The following is a 17,346-nucleotide window of genomic DNA, read 5'->3' as shown; positions in this document are numbered from 1 at the left end:
AGAAAATTCGGATCAAAATTCGAGCGTTGCGTTGGCAACGAAGGTGCGCGTGGCGGACGGCATCACGTAATAGCCCCACGCCGCGGTCCAGTAACGGCGGTTGAACAGGTTGTTCACGCCCGCACGCAGTGTGACGTCCTTGCCGGCCACCTGCGTTTCGTATTTCGCGCTCAGATCCCACGTCGTATAGGCGGGGACGAACTGCGTGTTCGCGGCATCGACGGCCATATTGCCGACATATTTGCCGCCGAACGCGACCGTGAGCGCGCGCAGGTACGACGGGTTGTATTCCACGCGGGCCGTGAGCGTGAAGCGTGGCGTGGCGTACACGCGCTTGCCCTCCACGCTCGGGTCGTCCACGTCCACGGCCTTCGCGTCCAGCCACATCACGCCGCCCAGCACGCGCCAGTCGTTGGCGAGTTGCAGCCAGCCGCTCGCGTCCACGCCGTCGTAGCGCTTCGTGCCGCTCTGCACGAAGACGTTCGCCGTATTGGTGTACTCGTAGCCCTGATCGACGCGGAACAGCGCGAGGTTGGCGCCCCAGTCGCGATGGTCGGCCTTGAAGCCCACTTCATATTGCTTGCTCTTGAGCGGGCCGTAGGTCTGCGGATAGTTGACGTTCGTGTTGCTCGCCGCGCCGCCTTGCTGCAGGCCTTCGACATAGCTCGCATAGAGCGTCGAATTCGGGTCGAGCTTGAACATGAGCGCGGCGGTTGGCGTGACCGGGTTCGCGCTATAGCTCGACGCCTGCGACTGATCGGGGTTGTAGGTAGTGTCGCGGAACTGCGTATAGCGCAGACCGAGCAGCGCGGAGAGGCGCGAAGTGAGTTGCACGGTGTCGCTCGCATAGAGCGCGGTTTGCGTGGTGATCTCGTGGCGGTACAGGTTCTCGCCGATATGCACCGCGTCGTTCGTGAGCAGCGTGCTGCCGTAGATGTTGCCGATGCCGAGGGAATAGCCGTCGTTCCAGCCTTCGCTGTTGTCGTATTCGTTTTGCTGGCTCTGATAGCTTGCGCCCACCACCACGTCGTGCTTGAACGGACCGGTGTTGAACTTGCCCTGCACGTTCGCATCGACGTTTTGATAGAAGTAGCGCGTCAACGCGGCATACAGCGTGTTGTAGTAATCGCCCTGCGTGTTGAAGACGGAGAGCAGGCTGTCCGAGTTGTAGCGGTTTTCCTTGGCGAAACGGTACTTGATATTCGCGTGCCAGTTCTCCGAGAAGCGATAGTCGAGCCCGGTGCCGAACGAGGCGATCTCCGTTTCGTACCAGTTTTGCGGCTGCGTGAGCTGGCGCGTGACTTTGCTCGCGTCGGGAATGCCCAGCGGATTGCCGTTCTCATCGGAGCCAAAGTAGATGCCGAACAGCGTGCCGGTGGTCTTGCGCTTCTGGTAGAACGCGTCGACCGTCCACGTGAGGTCCGGCGTGATGCGATAGTCGAGCGCAAGCGATGCCACCTGGCGGCGCACGTGACCATTCGCTTCGGCGGTGTTGCCGTCTTCGTTCACGAGATTGAGGCGATAGCCGAACTGCTTGTCCGGGCCGAAGCGGCCGCCCAGGTCGATCTTTTGGCTAAACACCCCCGCCGACTGATAGCCGATCGAGAAGCTGCGGTACGGGTCGTCGGTCGGGCGCTTGAGCACGTAGTTGACGATGCCGCCCGGGTTGCTGAAGCCGTACATGAAGCCCGAAAGCCCCTTGAGCATCTCGACCTGCTCGAACTGTTCGAGTGAAAGCTCGGTGTCCCACGAGGGGAAGTTCTGGCCGTCCACCTTCACGCCGTTGAGCATGTCGACCGGCAGGCCGCGGATGCTGAACGCCGAGTTTTCGCCGGTCATGTTGTTGCCGACATCGGTCACGGCCGGGTCGTACTTGAAGAGGTCGTTGGCCGTTGAGGCGAGGCGATCCTTGCCTTCCTCCGTCGTCACCACGTTGGTCGAGAACGGCGTGTCCACCTGCCTGCGGTTGCCGAGCGCGCCCGCGCTCACGCGATCGGGCGAGGCCGCCTGACTGTCGCGCGCGGCGCTGACCTTGACGGTCGGCAGGGCCTGGGTGCTCCCGCTTTGCGTGCTGTCTTGCGCTTGCGCCTGGGCATTTTCCTGCGCCCAGCCGGACGTGGAAAGCGTGGTGAGCGTGACGCCGACACTCACCAGCAGCGCGGCACTGAGTTGCGCACGGCGAGCAAGCGGAGCGCATGAACGGAAACGAGCGGTGTCGAGACGGGAGCGGCGGGCGGCGGCAGGATTGTGCATGTTCTTCTGATGGATTGAGCGCGACAGATGCGGCGAAAAGGTGGTCTTGATGTGTAACTGCCTTGAAAGCGCTCGAAATCGTAATGCAAATGATTCGCATCTACAACAAAAAGCATAAAGCCACCCGTAAGGTTGCGAAATTGCCGCATCTTGAGGCGCGATTCCTTGCGCTTACGGCGCTTTTATGCGTTTCGGACGGGCCGGCCCAACCACAATGCCTGGGGAGACTGGCAAAAAAAAAGCGGCGCCCGAAGGCGCCGCAACCAGGGAAACAGAAAAGAAATCGTAAGGACGTGACTTGCGTTGGGCTCAGCTCAGCTTCGTGACCGGTGCGACGGCCGCGGGGTCGCTGATGCTCGGCCGGCCGTTCTCGATGTGTCCGGCGAAGCGCCAGGCGAACGTCGCATCGTCGCGGCTCGTGACCGTGAGGTCATACCAGTGATGGCTCGAAGCGAGGATCCAGGGTTCCTCGATGAACCCGCCCGCCGGTACGACCACGTTGCGCTCGTGTGCGCCATAGGCGTTGTCGGTCACGTTGAGGTGCGCGACGCTAGTGCCGGCGTTCGTGAACTTGAGGAAGAGATTGCCGTTGGCCACGTCGTAGTGCGCGGTCACGGCAGGCGCCGGTGCGCGGCCGGACTTGCCCGGACCCGATTGCGCGGCCGTGCCCGCGAAGCGGCGCAGGAAGCCGTTCGGGCCATGCACCTCGAACGCGTAGACGCCGTTCGTCACGCTCAGATCCCACGTGTCGTCGAGCGCCTTGCCGGCTTCCACCGTATAGCGCCACGGGCCGTCGCTGCGGTTCGTGCCGTACACGTAGAAGTGCGCGCCCTGACGGCCCTTGTTCGCGAACGTGATCGAGAGCGTGTTGTTCTGCGCGGTGGGCTTCGCGTTCACATGAAGCTCGTAGGGCAGCGCGCGCGCGTAGCGCACGCCGGGCTCCTGCGCGTCGATCGGCAGCGGCGTGGCCGGCACGGTGGGCGCCGAGTTGGCCGAGCACTGGTTGTCGGCGAGCGTCATGTAGTTGCTCGTATCCGGCAGCGTGGGCATCGTGGCGTCGGGCGTGCGGAAGTCGAAGCACGTGGTGAGGTCGCCGCACACCGCACGGCGCCACGCCGTGATGTTGGGCTCCTGCACGCCGAATCGCGCCTCGATGAAGCGGATCACCGACGTGTGGTCGAACACCTGCGAGCACACGAAGCCGCCCTTGGTCCACGGCGAGACGACCGTCATCGGCACGCGCGGCCCGAGGCCATAGGGCAGGCCGTCGGCGGTGTACTTGCCGCCGCGCAGCGGGTTGACCACGTTATGGATCTCGCCGTCCACGCTCACCGTCGACTTGCCCTGCGTGGACGTCGTGGGCGGCTGCGGCGGCACGATATGGTCGAAGAAGCCGTCGTTCTCGTCATACATGATGAAGAGCACGGTCTTGCTCCACACGTCGGGGTTCGACGTCAGCGCTTCGATGATCTGCGAGGTGTATTCCGCGCCATAGGCCGGCGTGTACTTCGGGTGCTCCGAGAACGCCGCGGGCGGCAGCAACCACGAGACTTGCGGCAAATTGTTCTGGAGTACGTCGTTTTTCAGGTCGGCGATGGTGCGCACCGTTTGCGCGCGCTGGTAGAGCGCCGAGCCGGGCTGCGCGTTGATGAAGTTCGCGAAGTTCTGCAGGATGTTCGTGCCGTAGTTGCCGTTCAGCGGGTCGCTGCCGTTCGTGCCCTGCTGATAGATCTGCCAGGAAATGCCGGCGGCCTGCAGGCGCTCGGGGTAGGTCGTCCACGAAAGCAACTGGTAGGTGGGCGGCACGTCGCCGTCAACGAAGTCGTTGTTGTCGAGCAGCGGGCCGCCCATCGTGCCGGTCGGATCGACCATGCCTGTCATGAGATACGAGCGGTTCGGGTGCGTCGGGCCCGGCAGCGAGCAGAAGTAGTTGTCGCACACCGTGAAGGCATCGGCCAGCGCGTAGTGGAACGGAATGTCCGCGCGCAGGTAATAGCCCATCGTCATGTCGGTCTTGTACTGCGGCCACTGGTTGTACAGACCGTTGTTGATCGCGTACTGAGTGGGGTACCACGAGTGGTCGAGGTCGCCCACGCATTGCGCGCTCGTCTTGAACGTGTCGAGGTGGAACGGCAGCACGGGCTTCGTGGCATCTTCCTTCGACGGCTGATACCACACCGGCAGGCCGCCCGGCAGCGGAATCGGCAGACGGTCGTTATAGCCGCGCACGCCGCGCATATGGCCGAAGTAGTGGTCGAACGAACGGTTCTCCTGCATGAACACGACGATGTGCTCGACATCGCGGATCGTACCGGTGCGCGAATTGGCCGGAATGGCCAGCGCATTGCGGATCGATTCGGGAAGAACGGTCATCGCTGCGGCGGCGGCGCCCGACTGCGCGACGGTCTGCAGGAAACGGCGACGGCTGTTTGACGTCATTGTTGCTCACCTTTCTGCTTGAGGTTGGAGTGTCGTGCCGGACGGTGTACTGGCACAGGTGCACACAGGGTGCAGTGCTTCAATGGCTGGACGTTGCTGAACTGCTGGAGTCGTTGCCGTTGCTGGCCTGGGTCTGCGCGCTGTCGCCAGGCGCGTAACTCATGACCGGCGTGACCTGGTCGCTGTCGGCGGCAACGCTGGCCTGCGCGCCTTGCACGGGGTCGTTCGCCGTGTTCGTGGCGGGTGCCGCGTTCGCGCCGTATGCGGGTATCGCGCTCGGGTTCGCCGAAGCGTTCGCGGACGTGTTCATTGAGCCGTTCGCCGACGTGTTCGTGTCGGGCGTTGGCAACGGCGTGATGCGAGCGCTATTCGCCAATGGCGATTGCGATGTCGCCGCGGCGCTCTGGTTTTCCGATGCATCCGGCGTCGACGAAGCCGCCGACGAGCCGTAGCCCGGGCCGCATGCATCGAGCATGATGGTTGCGAGTACAACGATAGCCGCGGTCGACAGGGTTGTCGACGCGCGGTTGGGACGGCGTATTCTCATGTGCGCATCCGTTCTGTGGGGATGGGTCGCGCACAGTTTCGCCGTCGATGAAGAAAGAATTGTGAAGCCGCGCGAAAACGTTTGCGAGCGACGAATTTCCTCTGCAAACGTGCTGCGCGAAAATCATTCGCCGTCGATTGGCAGCTAACGAAACGCTTTCACTTTGCGGGGCCGTTTTCGTGAGCGGGACGCAGTACGTCAGTCGCGCGATGCGGCATCTCGACCTGATCGATCAGGAACACTTCGCCGCGCGAGTGCTCCGCGCGCAGCGGCAGGATCGCCTGATAGCTGCTTGAGCGATACCATGCGCGCGCGAGCTCGCGGCTCGCGAACTCGATCATGATGAGATCGCCGGAAAACATTCCCTCGAGCCGTTCGACGCGCCCGCCATGAATGATGAAGCGGCCGCCGAAAGGCTCGAGCGTGGCGTCGATCTTCTCCAGGTATTCGACGATGGCGGGGCAAGGTTCGACGTCGCGCAGATGGGCAATGGCATAGGCGGTCATGGCAGGTCTCGTGAGCGTGAAAGGGTGGGCCGACGCTTGCGAGAATAGGGCGCGCCGCGCAGGGAATCGATTACCTGGGAGGTAATGTGGCGCGCTGCACCGGGCTTAGGCCGAAGGCGTGCCGCGGGGTAAAATACGTGACATCCGCAGTCCGGATCGAGACGTTTTCGCTTTTCGCCACCGCCGCCATGAACCCGTCACCCGAGAACAAACCCGCGCGCAAGCCGCCGCCCACGTGGCTGCTGAATACCCTCACGGCGCTCGTGGGTGTGCTCACGCTCGCGCTGGGTATCGGCTGGCTCGTCTACAAGTGGGTGGTCGACATGGAGGTTCCGTACTTCGCCATTCCGCTCGTGATGTGCGTGCCGGTGATCGTCGCCGTGGCGTTTCGCAACATCTGGGACTGAGGCGCGCGAGCGCCTTTCTCATTTCCCGAATTCGCCAACCTCGTTTCAAACGCCGAAGCGCTCCGCGCACGCCTCGCGCACACGCTCCACAACGGCGCTCCACGCTTCGTTCATGCGCTGGCGGAACAGGCGCATCGTGCCTGGATACCACGGCGAATCTTCGCGCTCGTGCATCCAGCGCCAGTCCAGGTCGTATTGCGGCAGCAGCACCCAGCACGGCTTGCCGAGCGACGCCGCCAGATGCGCGGTGGACGTATCCACGCAAATCACGAGATCGAGCTGCGCGATGATCGCCGCGGTATCGACGAAATCGCCCACATCGCTGCCGAGGTGCAGCAGCGGCAGGCTCGCAGGCGGATTTTGCGCTTCGTCTTCGCCTTGACCTTTTTGCAGGCTCACGAACTGCACCCCCGGCAGGTTCCAGAGCGGCGCGAGCGCGGCAAGCGTTGGCAGCGAGCGATGGGCGTCGTTGAAATGCTTCGGGTTGCCCTTCCAGACGATGCCGATGCGCGGGCCCGGCGCGAGCGTGGCGAGGCGCGCGCCCCAGTGTTCGACGAGCGCGGGCTCCGGCGTACAGGCGAGCGGCGCGGGGATCGTCTGAAGCGTCGTGCCCAGAAGGTGAGGCACGCTGATCGGGCTTACCCAGCAGTCGAACTGGCCGGCCGCTGCCGCGCCGGCTTCATGGTCGATCACGGCATCGATGCCTTCCACGCCGCGAAAGAGCCGGTGCAGGGGCGGCTGGCAGGCGAACGTGACGTGCGCCGCGCCCTGCGCCTTGAGCACGCGCGCATAACGCCCGAATTGCAGCATGTCGCCGAGGCCGTCTTCCTGCCACAGCAACAGCGACCTGCCCGCGAGCGGCTCGCCCTGCCAGGCCGGGCACTGCAGCAGACGTTGCGTCGCGTGATGCACGAAGCCGGGCATGGTATAGCGGCATTCGTAGCGCGCGAAGCCTTCCTCGAAGCGGCCCATGCTGATGAGCAGCGTGGCGAGACGGAATTTCGCGTCGCCGTATTCGGGGTTCGCGTCGAGCGCGCGGCGGTAGCCGGCCTCCGCTTCGTCGAGCCGGCCGTACTCCTTGAGCAGACTCGCGATATTGAAGTGCGCCTCGGCGAAATCGGGCCGTACGGCCACGGCCTCGTGGAGCACGTCGAGCGCTTCGCCGCGGCGCCCTAGCGCCATCAGCACGCAGGCAAGATTGTTATATGCCTCCACGCGGCCCGGCAGGCGGCGCAGCGTCTCGCGATACGCCGCTTCGGCCTCGGGCAGCCGCTCGAGCGTATGCAGCGCGACGCCGAGGTTGTAGTGCGCCTCGGTGTGGTTCGGCGCGAGCACGAGCACCTGGCGAAAGGCGGCTTCCGCCTCGGGCACGCGCTTGAGGTCGGTGAGTACGCAACCGAGGTTGTTGAGCGCATCCACGAAATTGGGGCGAATCTGCAGCGCAAGGCGTGCCGCAAGTTCGGCTTCCGTGAGCTTGCCGGACGCCTTGAGCAGCATGGCGAGATTGTTGAGCGCCTCCGGATACTGCGGCTGGATCAGCAGGGCCTGGCGAAAGGCCTCTGCGGCGTCGTCGCCGCGCGCCTGATCCCGCAGCAGCGCGCCCAGCGCGTTGTACGCCTTCGAATGGCGCGCATTCGCCGCGATGGCGGCGCGAAACGCGCTTTCGGCTTCTGCGTGGCGGCTTTGTCCTTGCAGCAGGAGGCCGAGGTTGTAGTGGGCGTCGGCGTGGGCCGGGCAGTGCGCGAGCACGGCGCGAAAGGTCGCTTCGCTTTCAGCGTGGCGCGTCTGGCGCTGCAGGACGACGCCCAGGTTGCTGCGCGCGTCGGCGTCGGCGGGCGTGAGGCTCAGCAGCCGTTCATAGAGCGCCTGGGCTTGATCGAGTACGCCGAGCGCCGCAAAGAGCGCGGCGAGCCCGCTGTACGCCTGCGCGTAGTCCGGCTTTGCCGCGAGGCAGCGCATCCAGAGCGCCTGGGCGCGCGCCGCGTCGCCCGTGCCCATCGCGCTGAGGGCCGCGAGATGGAGTGCGGGGGCGCGCGTCGCGTCGTCCGGCGGCTGGCCGATGTGCGGGTCGAGCAAGGCGAGCGCATCGGCGAAGCGGTGGGTTTCGCAGAGCGCATTGGCTTCGCGCAGGATGTCGTCGAGGGGGGGCGCGAGGGGCGTCGTCATGGTCAACTGTGGAAATCGTCGGGGCCGGTGCGCGGCGCCAGGGCGACACGAACAATGGGGCAGTGTCGAGCTTACGATAGCTCGCGCGGAGGCAACGTCGCGAACTGAGCGCATACGTTGCCGTTATTCAACCGATGAAGCGTGGCGGCCGGGCAAGCCTTGCAGAGGGCTTGCAGGCGGGCGCGGGCGTGGGTGCGCCGTGAGGCGCGCCGTTTTGCGCGCGCAGGCATATCGATGTGGCGATTTCTTCGTGGCGCCCGGCCGCCGCGGGCAAGAGAATCAGCCGGGTCCTTTTCTCGCGTGCAACGCCTGTCACCATGAGCCAACCTGCTGGAACACGGCGCGGTCATCTGCGCCTCGGCGCTTTTCTCTATCCCACTGGCCACCATATCGCGGCGTGGCGGCACCCGCATGCGAACGCCAACGCGGGCAGCGATTTTCGCCACTACGTCGAACTGGCGCGCATTGCGGAAGCCGCGAAATTCGATCTGATCTTTCTCGCAGACGGGTCGGGTACACGCGGCGACAACGCCGACTTCCTGAGCCGCACCGCGCACAGCTATGTCGCGCAGTTCGAGCCGATCACGCTGCTTTCGGCGCTCGCGGCTGTCACGGATCACATCGGCCTCGTCGGCACGGCTTCCACGACCTTCAACGAGCCGTATCACATCGCGCGCAAGTTCGCTTCGCTCGATCACATCAGCGGCGGGCGCGCCGGCTGGAATCTCGTCACGTCGTCGAGCGAGCACGAGGCGCGCAACTTCGGCTTCGACGAGCATCTCGCGCATGCCACGCGCTACGAGCGCGCCGCCGAATTCGCCGATGTCGTGGAAGGCCTGTGGGACAGCTGGGACGACGACGCTTTCCTGCACGACAAAGCCGCCGGCCGCTTCTTCGATCCTGCGAAGCGCCATGTGCTCGCGCATCGCGGCGAATTCTTCAAGGTGCGCGGGCCGCTGAACGTGGCGCGCGCGCCGCAGGGGCGGCCCGTGGTCGTGCAGGCGGGCTCTTCGGAGGCAGGCAAGGCGCTGGCCGCGCGCACGGCCGAGGTGATCTTCACCGCGCAGCAGAGGCTGGAAGACGCCGTGGCGTTCTACGCCGACGTGAAAGGCCGCATGGCGCAATACGGGCGCGGCCCGGGCGATCTGAAGATCATGCCGGGCGTGATGCCGATTGTCGGACGCACCGAGGCCGAGGCGCGCGAGAAGTTCGAGGCGCTGCAGGCGTTGATCGATCCGGCGGTGGGGCTCGCCATGGTGTCCACGTTGACGGGCGGCTTCGATCTATCGGGCTACCCGCTCGACGGCCCGATTCCCGATCTGCCGGAAACCAATGCGAGCAAGAGCCGCCAGGCGCTCACGCTGACGCTCGCGCGGCGCGAAAACCTGACGCTGCGCCAGTTGTACCTGCGCGTGGCGGGCGCGCGCGGGCACTGGCAACTCGTGGGGACGCCAGAGCAGATTGCCGATGCGCTGGAAGCGCGTTTCGTGAACTACGGCGCGGACGGCTACAACATCATGCCCGCGCTGCTGCCCGACTCGCTGACCGATTTCGTCGAACTCGTGCTGCCTGAATTGCGGCGGCGCGGACTTTTTCGCAGCGAGTACGAGGGGCGCACGCTGCGCGAGCATCTCGGCTTGAAGCGACCGGGCTCGCGACATGTGCGTGAAGAGGCGCTCGAGTCGGGCGTTTGAGGCCGTTCGCTACGTTCGGCGGCCCGCATGCGCACCATCATCACGGCACCAGCACCTGCCGCCCGACCACCTTGCCCTGCACGAGCGCTTCGAACGCCTCGTTGATTTCCGTGAGCGGCCGCGTGGAGACTGGCGAGGGCTGCATCTTGCCTTCGCGCATCAGCGTCACGAGTTCGCGCAACTCGGGCAGCGTGCCCACGTAGCTGCCCTCGATCTTCAGCGGCCGCATCGGGATGATGGGCAGCGAGAGCGTGAGGTCGCCGCCCATCAGGCCGACGATCACCACGTGGCCTCCGCGCGCGCACGAGTCGAGCGCGAGCTTGACGGTGGGCGTCGCGCCCACGAGGTCTAGCACCGCGCGTGCGCCGCCGCCCGTTGCCGCGACGACCTGCTGCACAGCGTCGTCCGCGCGCGCGTCGATCGCCGCGAGCGCGCCCGCCGCGAGCGCGGCTTCGCGCTTGGCAGGGTCCACGTCCACGACGATCGCGCCTTGCGCGCCCATCGCCTTGAGCACTTCGAGCGCCATCATGCCGAGGCCGCCCGCGCCGATCATGACCACGGGGCCTTCGTGGATGCGCGCTCCGAACTTCTTCACCGCCGAATACGTCGTCACGCCCGCGCAGGCGAGCGGCGCGGCCTTCACGGGATCGAGGCCGGCGAGATCCACGAGATAGCGCGGATGCGGCACGATCACGTAGTCGGCGAAGCCGCCGTCGCGCAGCACGCCGAGCGACTGCGGCTTCGCACAGATGTTCTCCTCGCCGCGTTGGCAGGCCGCGCATTCGCCGCAGCCGATCCACGGATGCACGACCGCCGACGTGCCCGCTGCGAGCGCTTCTGCTACGGCCTGAGCATCGGGGCCGAGCGTCACGACTTCGCCGCAGATTTCATGGCTCGGCGTGAGCGGCAGCTTGATGCCGCGGTCGGCGAGCGAGAGCTTCTTGCCGCCGCCCAGGTCGTAATAGCCTTCCCAGATGTGCAGATCGGAGTGGCACAGGCCCGCGGCCTTCACGCGCAGCAAGACTTCGGTGCCCTTGGGCTCGGGCACGTCGCGCTCGACCAGTTCGAGCGGCTTGCCATGATGGATAACGCAGTAACAGCGCATTTGCATCGATGTCTCCGTGAGTGTTGTGTACGACGGTCAGGCACGGCCAGGCGATTGCAGCGTCTTCGCATCATAGCGGATGGGTCAGAAATTCGTCCGGTCGTTCTATTCATTCCTGCGCGCTGGTTTTGTCGGGGGCCGAAACGGGTATCATGCGTATATCGTTGCATAGCTAACTATATTGGGTTATCCTCTGCGCATGTTCGAACATTGCCTTTACTTCAACACCACGGCGCTCGCGCGGCGTCTCGAGCGCGAATGGGCGGAAGCCTTCGAACGCTTCGAACTCACGCCGCCGCAGGGTTTCATGCTGCGCGCCGTGCTGGAGCATCCCGGTTCGCCGCAGCGCGAACTGGCGGATCTGCTTTCCATCGCGCGGCCCACGGCCACGCGCGTGCTCGACGGTCTCGAGGCGCGCGGCTATGTGGAGCGCCAACGCACGGAGGGCGACGGCCGCGAAGTGGCGATCGTGCCCACGGCGCAGGCCATCGCGATTCGCGAGGCGCTCAATGCCGCGAGCGCGACAGTCGCGAGCCGCCTGAAGCGCGCGCTTGGCGGCGAGGCGTTTGTCGATACGGTGTCGCGTCTGCGCACGGCGCGCGCGACGTTGGGCTGAAGCAGTGGGGCTCGCGCCGTGTGCAGCGTCAGGGCCTTAAAGCAGGGGCATTAACGAGTTGGGAGTTGCATCATGCGGCGCATCGGCGCTTTTTGTATTTCAACCTGGCTTGCGGCCGCGGTTCTTTTTATCGGGCGCCATTCGGTGCCGTTGATCGCGCTGAGCGGCGTGATCGTGTTCGCCGGCTTCGATCTTTTTCGTCCTGATTCAGGCGACCAGTAACACAGTGCTGCGAGCGCCGCGCGTAGCACGCGGCGCTCGCGTCCCTCACATCACATCTCTTCGGCCCACGACATGCTCTCGCGCGCGAGCAGCGCCGACGATGCCGCCGGCCCGAACGTGCCCGCCGTATAGGTGCGCGGGCGATCGTTCAGTTCCTTCCAGCCGTTGAGAATCGGCTCGACCCACGTCCATGCGGCTTCCAGTTCGTCACGGCGCATGAAGTGCGTGAGACGGCCGCGAATCACGTCGATCAGCAAGCGCTCGTAGGCTTCTGCGCGGCGCTCGGGAATAGCCTGCTGCAGGTCGAGATTCAGGCTCACAGGCAGCATGTTCATGCCGCTGCCCGGTTCCTTCGCGAGCATCTGCAACTGGATCGACTCTTCCGGCTGAAGCTGGATCACGAGACGGTTGCCGTAATTGCGCGGACCGCTCGGGAAGATCGAGAACGGCAGATCCGCGAATTCGATCACGATCTCCGACTGGCGCTTCTGCAGGCGCTTGCCCGTGCGCAGGAAGAACGGCACGTTGGCCCAGCGCCAGTTGTTGATGTGCGCGCGCAAGGCAACGAAGGTTTCGTTCTTGCTGTCTGCCGGCACGTTTTCTTCTTCCAGATAGCCCCTCACCGGCTGGCCGTCCACGGCGCCGGCCGCGTACTGGCCGCGCACGGTGTCGCGCGCGATATCGGCCAGCGACATGGGGCGCAGCGAGCGCAGCACCTTGAGCTTTTCGTCGCGCACGGCGTCCGGGTCGAGCGAAACGGGCGGCTCCATCGCCACGATGCAGAGCAGTTGCAGCAGGTGGTTCTGCACCATGTCGCGCAGCGCGCCGGTGTGATCGTAGAAGCCCGCGCGGCTGCCCACGCCCACGGTTTCCGCCACCGTGATCTGCACGCTGCGGATGTACGGCGCCTGCCACAGCGGCCCGAAGATCGGATTGCCGAAGCGCAGCACCATCAGGTTCTGCACCGTTTCCTTGCCCAGATAGTGGTCGATCCGGTAGATCTGCGATTCCCCGAAATGCCGGCCCACCGACTCGTTGATCTCCTGCGCCGAGGCGAGATCGTGGCCGAGCGGCTTTTCGAGCACGACGCGCGAACTGCTGTCGAGGAGACCGCCCGCCGAGAGGTTGTCGCAAATCGTCGTGAACAGTTCGGGCGACGTGGAGAGGTAGAACACACGCAGCGCATGCTCGCGCGATGCCGCCTTCAGGTGCGCGTAAGAGGCGGGATCGTTCACGTCGATGATCGCGTACTGGAACAGGTTCAGATAGCGGTCCCACGCTTGCGCGTCGAACGCTTTCGCGTCGATGAACGGACGCGACTGCTCTTCCATGAACTTGCGATAGTCGTCGATCGTCCAGTTCTTGCGGCCCACGGCGATGATGCGCGTTTCCGGCGGCAGGTTGCCGTGCAGGTGCGCCATGTAGAGCGCGGGCAGCAGTTTGCGCGCGGCCAGGTCGCCTCCGCCGCCGAAAATGATCATGTCGACGGGCTGTTCGGGCAAGGCTTGGGCAGGCTGATTCGTCATGGCAGGTCGGAGGTGACGCGCGCTCGGGTAACGATGTTGGGCACGACCGTTAGACCGTTGGCGCGCGGTTGCAGAACCCGCACCCGTCGCAAGAGCGGGGCGCGGCGAAAACGCTAATGGTGCATGGTTTCGCGCGAGTTTGCACGCATGGCGCGAACGAGGCGTGGCGCGAGACTGCTTCGCGGATAAACCGACCGGTCGTTCATGCATGCATCGCGTGGCATTCGGCTGATCCTTAACCGAGCCCCGGTACCGACACGCCGAAGGTCACGAGCACCAGCGCGAGATTGAGCGAGAGCACCGCGACCGCGCCCGCCACGGCTCCCGCGGCCGTGAGCGCGCGATTACGATGCGTCCCCATCACGTCGCGGCGGCACGTGAACCACACGAGCGCGGCCATCGGGAACGGCAGGGCAAGGCTCAGCACGACCTGGCTCATGACGAGCGCCTCGGTGGCGTTCACGCCGAGTGCCACCACGACGAAGCTCGGCACCATCGTCACCGCGCGGCGCAGCCAGAGTGGAATGCGAAAGTTTACGAAGCCCTGCATGATCATCTGTCCCGCGAGCGTGCCCACCACGGAACTCGAAATGCCGGAGGCGATCAGCGAGACGAGGAAGATGCTGGCGGCCGCCGCGCCCAGCAGCGGCGCAAGCGTGCGGTAGGCCGTCTCGATCTCGGCGACATCCGCATAGCCCTGGTGGAACGCGCCGGAGGCCATCACCACCATCGCCATGTTGATGAGCCCGGCCACCGAAAGCGCGACCACGACCTCGACGTTAGAAAACTTCACGAGGCGCTTGCGCTCGGCGTCGTTGCGCGCGAGCACGCGCGCCTGGGTGAGCCCCGAGTGCAGAAAGAGCGTGTGCGGCATGACCGTTGCGCCAATGATGCCCACCGCGATCGTCACGGCTTGCGCGTCGGGCAGGCGTGGCGTGGCGAGGTGGCGCAGCAGGCTCGGCCACTCGATCGGCGTGATGAAAAGCTCCAGAACATAGCAAATGCCGATCACGCTCACGAGCGCGCCGATCAGGAGTTCGAGCGGCCGGAAGCCCGCGCGCTGGAGAAATAGCAGCGCGTAAGTGATGACGGCCGTCACCGCCATGCCCACGAGCAGTGGCAGATGAAAGAGAAGCGCAAGGCCGATTGCGCCGCCGAAAAACTCGGCGAGGTCGGTGGCCATGGCGGCGATCTCGCTCACGATCCACATGAGCCACACGATCGGCGCGGGCAGGCTGTCGCGGCACAGTTCGGCGAGATTGCGCCCCGTGGCAATGCCGAGCTTCGCGGAAAGCCCCTGAAACAGCATGGCGATGACGTTGGCGAGCAGCACGACCCACAACAGCGCGTAGCCGTAGCGCGCACCGGCCTGGATGTTGGTCGCGATATTGCCGGGGTCGATATAGGCGACGGAGATGACCACGGCCGGACCCGCAAGCGGCAGCAGAAGGGCGGCGCCGCGGCGGCGTCCTTCCAGTGCTTCGCGCACCGCGGCGGCCGTGCTGCGGGTGAGGCCGTCAGGTGCGCGCAAGCCGGTGTCCGCGCTATCTGCGCGGTCGTCGCGGGCGCGATGATCCATGCAACTTCTCGCACGAGAAAGAGTCTGTATGCCCAGCCCATCGCCATGACCCTCGCGCGGAGCGTATGCAAATGCGGCAACTGCGGCAAATAAAGCAAATGCGTTGCACAGGCGTCATCGGAATCGGGTCCTCATGCGTTAAGCAGGCAAACCGCGCGCCTGCCTTGGCGCTATCTCAGCACAAACTGGCGCGGCGCGCCTTCGCTGCTCTCTTTCCCTTACGAAATGCCTGAATTCCCGATCTTTGCGTTTACACCGGTCCGTATGAAAAAACCGTTCGCGACTGCGCTGCTGATGGGCGGCCTCGCGTGGGGCGCGCTCGCCCACGCCGACGACAAGGTCATCGTGCTCGACTCGGGCGAGGCGAAGCTCTCGCTCATCGATCAAGCGAGCCGTACCGTGGTCGCCACCGAGCCCACGGGCAAGGAACCGCATCACCTGATGATCACGCCCGATGGCAAGTCGCTCATCGTCGCCGATTCGGTGTCGAACGACCTGCTGTTCCTCGACCCGCATACGGGGCAGATTCAGCGCCGCCTGGAAGGCATTGAAGATCCGTATCAGCTCGGCTTCTCGCCCGACCGCAAATGGTTCGTGACCGCGGGCCTGCGGCTCGACCGCGTGGACGTCTACCACTACGACGGCCAGAATCTCACGATCGCGAAGCGCATTCCGCTTGCGAAAACGCCGAGCCACATCACGTTCGCCTCCGACAATAAAACGGCGTTCGTCACGCTGCAGGACACGGGTGAAGTGGCCGCGATCGATCTGCCGACGCAAACGGTGCTCTGGAAGCTGCAAGTGGGCAACACGCCCGCGGGCCTGTGGATGACGCCCGGCGACAAATACCTGCTCGTCGGCATGACGGGCGAGGACAACGTGGCCGTGGTGGACTGGCACAACCGCACGGTCGTGAAAAAGATCCAGACCGGCCGCGGCGCGCACAACTTCCGCAATCTGGACGATGGCAAACATATCGCCGTGTCGAATCGCGTGGAGAGCACGATCAGCATTCTCGACTACACGACGCTCACCAAAGTTGCCGACATCACGGGCCTGCGTCCCGGTCCCGACGACATGGAACTTTCGGCAGACAAGCGTTACCTTTGGGTGACGTTCCGCTTCGCGAAGCACGTGGGCATCATCGATCTGAACACGCGCAAGCTGATCGATACGATCGCGGTGGGCCGCTCGCCGCACGGCATCTACTTTGCGAACAGCGCGCCGGTGTACGCGCCGAACCCGGATTGATCGAGGAGTCCCGATGCTCGACACGCTGCTTTCGCAGGCCGACAACCTCGTTTCGTGGCTGCAGACGCTCGTCTACGTGGACGTGGTGCAGCCGATCTTCTACAAGGTCGGCCTGATGGGCTACGACGAGGACACCTACGACGCACTCTATTGGGTGATCGTGGGCGTGCTGCAGATCTGTGCCTCGTATGTGCTGCTGCGCCCGCTCGAAGCACTGCGTCCCGCGGAAAACTGGGGCGATCGCAAGGCGCTGCGCGCCGACGTCTGGTACACGTGGATCGCGAAGCTCGGCATTCTGAACATCGCGTTCTTCTTTTTGCTCACGCCCGTGTTCAATCACTGGCAGAGCCTGATGGCGATCCACAACGTGCCGAACATCGAAGTGGATAGCCTCTGGCCCGGCGTGACCGACAAGCCGCTCGTGTCGTTCCTGATCTATCTCGTCGTGCTCGACTTCGCGGGCTACTGGTATCACCGCTGGCAGCATCGCTTCGGCGTGTGGTGGGAACTGCACGCCGTGCATCACAGCCAGCAGCAGATGTCGTTGTGGTGTGACGATCGCAATCATTTCCTCGACGACATCGTTCAGGCTGCGTTCTTCGCGGGCATCTCGCTCTTTATCGGCGTGCCGCCCGCGCAATTCGTCGTGCTCGTGGCCGTGAGCAACTTCATGCAGAGCGTGCAGCACGTGAATGCGCGGCTCGACCTTGGGTGGCTGCTCGAGCGCATCGTGGTGAGCCCGGCGTTTCATCGGCGCCATCATGCGATCGGCTACGGCCACGAGGGCACGCGCTATGGCTGCAACTTCGGCGTGCTGTTTCCCTGGTGGGACGTGATGTTCCGCACGGCGTCGTGGAACAAGGAGCAAGAGCCCACCGGCATTCGCGACCAGTTGCCCGCGCCGCACGGCCAGGGCGCGAACTATGGCGAAGGGCTGCTCGCGCAGCAGTGGTTCGCGCTCGTGCGCATCGCGCGGCGTCTCGCGGGCAAGAAGGGCTATCCGATGGGGGGCGCGGCGCGCTGAATCGACGCGCG

14 protein-coding genes are annotated in these 17,346 nt (G+C 65.0%); 7 read left to right on the top strand and 7 right to left on the bottom strand.

Annotated features, from left to right (window positions below):
* Positions 1-12: 12 nt before the first annotated feature.
* Together L0U83_RS20600 and L0U83_RS20595 are read right to left on the bottom strand one after the other, a co-directional pair.
* Positions 13-2,253, bottom strand: a complete 2,241-nt coding sequence (locus L0U83_RS20600) for a TonB-dependent siderophore receptor (protein WP_233885843.1) — start codon at positions 2,251-2,253, stop codon at positions 13-15.
* 309 nt (positions 2,254-2,562) lie between these two features.
* Entirely contained in the window at positions 2,563-4,692 is a 2,130-nt protein-coding gene (locus L0U83_RS20595) for a phosphocholine-specific phospholipase C (RefSeq protein WP_233885841.1), read from the bottom strand.
* 161 nt (positions 4,693-4,853) lie between these two features.
* Here L0U83_RS20595 and L0U83_RS20590 point away from each other — a divergent pair, with 161 nt between their 5' ends.
* Positions 4,854-5,144 (top strand): hypothetical protein, encoded by a 291-nt coding sequence (locus L0U83_RS20590; RefSeq protein ID WP_233885839.1) that lies wholly within the window; start codon positions 4,854-4,856, stop codon positions 5,142-5,144.
* A gap of 253 nt (positions 5,145-5,397) precedes the next feature.
* On the opposite strand, the gene L0U83_RS20585 is transcribed toward L0U83_RS20590, so the two are convergent.
* Positions 5,398-5,745, bottom strand: a complete 348-nt coding sequence (locus L0U83_RS20585) for a DUF1330 domain-containing protein (protein WP_233885838.1) — start codon at positions 5,743-5,745, stop codon at positions 5,398-5,400.
* A 188-nt stretch (positions 5,746-5,933) separates the two neighbouring features.
* On the opposite strand from L0U83_RS20585, the gene L0U83_RS20580 reads away from it, so the two are divergent.
* Positions 5,934-6,152 (top strand): hypothetical protein, encoded by a 219-nt coding sequence (locus L0U83_RS20580; protein WP_233886591.1) that lies wholly within the window; start codon positions 5,934-5,936, stop codon positions 6,150-6,152.
* Positions 6,153-6,197: 45 nt separating this feature from the next.
* On the opposite strand, the gene L0U83_RS20575 is transcribed toward L0U83_RS20580, so the two are convergent.
* Entirely contained in the window at positions 6,198-8,318 is a 2,121-nt protein-coding gene (locus L0U83_RS20575) for a tetratricopeptide repeat protein (RefSeq protein WP_233885836.1), read from the bottom strand.
* Positions 8,319-8,635: 317 nt separating this feature from the next.
* Here L0U83_RS20575 and L0U83_RS20570 point away from each other — a divergent pair, with 317 nt between their 5' ends.
* Entirely contained in the window at positions 8,636-10,012 is a 1,377-nt protein-coding gene (locus L0U83_RS20570) for an LLM class flavin-dependent oxidoreductase (protein WP_233885834.1), read from the top strand.
* A gap of 40 nt (positions 10,013-10,052) precedes the next feature.
* Here L0U83_RS20570 and L0U83_RS20565 read toward each other — a convergent pair whose 3' ends face one another.
* Positions 10,053-11,117, bottom strand: coding sequence for an alcohol dehydrogenase (locus tag L0U83_RS20565; RefSeq protein ID WP_233886590.1), 1,065 nt, complete (start codon positions 11,115-11,117; stop codon positions 10,053-10,055).
* A gap of 199 nt (positions 11,118-11,316) precedes the next feature.
* On the opposite strand from L0U83_RS20565, the gene L0U83_RS20560 reads away from it, so the two are divergent.
* Together L0U83_RS20560 and L0U83_RS20555 are read left to right on the top strand one after the other, a co-directional pair.
* Entirely contained in the window at positions 11,317-11,733 is a 417-nt protein-coding gene (locus L0U83_RS20560) for a MarR family winged helix-turn-helix transcriptional regulator (protein WP_233885833.1), read from the top strand.
* A 72-nt stretch (positions 11,734-11,805) separates the two neighbouring features.
* Positions 11,806-11,955, top strand: coding sequence for a hypothetical protein (locus tag L0U83_RS20555; RefSeq protein WP_233885820.1), 150 nt, complete (start codon positions 11,806-11,808; stop codon positions 11,953-11,955).
* 50 nt (positions 11,956-12,005) lie between these two features.
* Here the strand turns inward: L0U83_RS20555 and zwf are convergent, their stop codons facing one another.
* Together zwf and L0U83_RS20545 are read right to left on the bottom strand one after the other, a co-directional pair.
* Entirely contained in the window at positions 12,006-13,481 is a 1,476-nt protein-coding gene (gene zwf, locus L0U83_RS20550; RefSeq protein ID WP_233885818.1) for a glucose-6-phosphate dehydrogenase, read from the bottom strand.
* 235 nt (positions 13,482-13,716) lie between these two features.
* Positions 13,717-15,060: an Nramp family divalent metal transporter gene (locus tag L0U83_RS20545; protein ID WP_233885816.1), complete on the bottom strand. Its 1,344-nt coding sequence runs from the start codon at positions 15,058-15,060 to the stop codon at positions 13,717-13,719.
* A gap of 264 nt (positions 15,061-15,324) precedes the next feature.
* Between L0U83_RS20545 and L0U83_RS20540 the strand changes: the two genes are divergently transcribed.
* Positions 15,325-16,311 (top strand): YVTN family beta-propeller repeat protein, encoded by a 987-nt coding sequence (locus tag L0U83_RS20540; RefSeq protein WP_233885815.1) that lies wholly within the window; start codon positions 15,325-15,327, stop codon positions 16,309-16,311.
* Positions 16,312-16,324: 13 nt separating this feature from the next.
* Complete coding sequence (locus L0U83_RS20535; RefSeq protein WP_233885814.1) at positions 16,325-17,335, top strand: sterol desaturase family protein; 1,011 nt, start codon at positions 16,325-16,327, stop codon at positions 17,333-17,335.
* Positions 17,336-17,346: the final 11 nt, after the last annotated feature.

It is taken from the genome of Paraburkholderia flagellata (assembly GCF_021390645.1).
In the GTDB taxonomy this organism is placed as follows: domain Bacteria; phylum Pseudomonadota; class Gammaproteobacteria; order Burkholderiales; family Burkholderiaceae; genus Paraburkholderia; species Paraburkholderia flagellata.
This window is presented reverse-complemented; position numbering and strand designations above follow the sequence as displayed.